Below are 2,451 nucleotides of genomic sequence, written 5' to 3'. Positions count from 1 at the left end.
TGGCTTGCGCCCTGTGTTGCTGTGGGGGGGGGGGGGGGGGGGGGGCCCGCCCCGCCCCCCCCCCCCGCCCCCCCCCCCCCCCCCGCCCCCCCCCCCCCGCCCCCCCCGCCCCCCCCCCCCCCCCCCCCCCCCCCGGCCAACGCCCCCTCCCCCGGCCCCTCCCCCGCAAGCGGGAGAGGGGAGAGTAGTTACGTTAATTGTCATTGGCCCTGCGGTGGGCATCCAACAGCGCCGCGTAGATGTGAAAGCGGGCCTCGATCCTGCGTACGTAGTCCACCGGCTCGCGGCCGCGGGCGTATCCGTATCGGGCTTTTTTGTAGTATTTGCGCTGCGATAACAGCAGCATGGCTTTTTCCACATTGCCGAACCATACCTTGCGGTCCCAGCCCATCTCCTCCGCCAGGTCTTTGGCGTCGTACACATGGCCGGGCCCGGCGCTGTAAGCGGCGAGGGTGAACCACATTGCATTTTCGGGGCCGGTGGCATCCCGGCCTTTGAATTTGCCGTGCAGCCACTTCAGGTATTTCAAACCCGCGCGCATCCCGATCTCCGGATCGTACAGGTTTTCCTCCACCTGCCTGCCGGTAACCGGCATTACCTGCAACAGCCCGCGGGTGCCAGCCCAGGATTTGGCCCTGGGGTTGAAACTGCTCTCCTGGAATATCTGCGCCACCACCAGCCGCCAGTCGAGGCCGTAGTCCCTGGCATATTTCCGCACCAGCCGGTCGTAGGGGGAAATATGTCCCTCTGCGGTCAGTTCGGTAATTTCCGGGCGCGTGTATCTGGGGAAATCGAAATATTTTTTGCTCAGTGCTTTAGCGGCCGCGGTTTCTCTGTGACCAAAGAATTCGTTTACCGAGGCCAGCAGTTCGGGATTCTTCCCGCGCATCAGCCAGGCGTAGTCGCCGGCCTGCAGTTTCAGGGTGAAGTGAATGTCGTCGCGCCAGCGGCGCTCCAGTTTCACCGTGACTTCGTCGACCAGGGCCAGGTCGTAGTCGCCTTTGGCCACCTTGTGGATAATCTGCTGGCTGCTCATGGTTTCCGGTGCCAGTTCCATTTCGATTCCGGGGACCTTTCGTTGCAGCTTCTTCAATGCGTCATGCTGGCTACTGGACTGACGCACATGCACGGTGCGGCCAGAGAGAGCTTCCGGGCTTTTGATGCCGTCCCCCTTGCGCGCCACGATGCCGCTCCCGCCACTCAGGTAGGAATCGGAAAAAGCGATTCCCTCTTGTTTCCCGCGCCCGGTGACCGGGAGCAGGCCGGCGGCGATATCCGCCCTGCCGGTATTGAGGTATTCGACGAAGTCGTCGCGCTCCGCTGCGACGATAATCTCCAGCCGCAGGCCCAGGTTCCTGGCGAACTCCTCCAGCATTTCATATTCGTAGCCGAGCAACCGGCCCTTCCACATAAAATAAGAGCCGGGTGAGTTGCGGGTTACCGCGCGCAGAACCCCGCGCTCCCTGATCTCATCCAGGTCGCCGGTAAAGCGTTCGCTGGTATGGCTGAGTTCGATAGGGCGGATTTCGTCGTTCACCACTTCGAGCAGTTGCGGGGAATGCTTGCGCACCGCCCAGGCCAGCTGTTGCCGTTCAGGGAAGAAGACACTTTTCTTCAGATCGTCGCGAAACTGCAGCACCAGGTCCAGGCTAAACTCGTCGATAATCGTAAAGTCCGTGCTCCCCTGGGCTACGTCCACCGCCAGATCGATACAGTCCTTTTCCACCACCTCGAGTTTTAACCCCGGGTGCCGTTCAACGAATTTACGCCCCTTTGCCTCATAGGTGGTGCCGGCGGTGACAGTGAGAGTCTTCCTCTTCCAGTGGTCCGCGCCCACACCCGGGCGCGATACCAGCACCAGCCGGCTGCCGGCCATGGGAGTGGAGAAGTCCACCAGCCGTTGGCGCTCTTCGGTAATGGTGAAGTTGTTGGCGATGATGTCGCCCTTGCCGGCGTTCAGCAGTGGAATCAGGTCGTCGGAACTGTTGGCGTAGAGCACCACCGGCTTCAGGCCCAGGTGCCGGGCCAGGCGTATGGCCTGCTCTATTTCGATAGCCTGCCGGGTGGCGGACCGGTGTAGGGATCTGGTGCCGAAGTCCACCAGGATGCGCAGCCTGCCGCGGCGTTTGATCGCATCCAGGTCGCCGGTTTCGGTGTAATTGTCATAGGCGTCTACGGGGTACTCGCCCATAACCGACACCTCTCCGTCCTTTTTGCCGGCTTCCTGGTCGCGCTCGCAGCCGGTGGCGATGCATAGCAGGGCGATGAGCAGAGTGCACAGGATTTGTGGGGCGGGGGACATGGGGAGACCCGTGGGCTTCAAAGCAATGACCCTTAAAGTCTAGTAGGAGCGGGGGGGGGGGGGGGGGGGGGGGGGGAGGGGGGGGGGGGGGGGGGGCGCGCCCCGCCCCCCCCCCACCACAGGAGGCGGGGGGGGGGGGGCGGGCGGCC

At 63.6% G+C, this 2,451-nt stretch carries 1 protein-coding gene; it reads right to left on the bottom strand.

Going from position 1 to position 2,451, the window contains the following annotated elements:
- Window positions 1-193: 193 nt before the first annotated feature.
- Entirely contained in the window at window positions 194-2,302 is a 2,109-nt protein-coding gene (locus FHS09_RS22400) for a transporter substrate-binding domain-containing protein (protein WP_183464115.1), read from the bottom strand.
- Between the last annotated feature and the right edge of the window lie 149 nt (window positions 2,303-2,451).

Source organism: Microbulbifer rhizosphaerae (assembly GCF_014191725.1).
Classification (GTDB): Bacteria; Pseudomonadota; Gammaproteobacteria; order Pseudomonadales; family Cellvibrionaceae; genus Microbulbifer; species Microbulbifer rhizosphaerae.
This window is presented reverse-complemented; position numbering and strand designations above follow the sequence as displayed.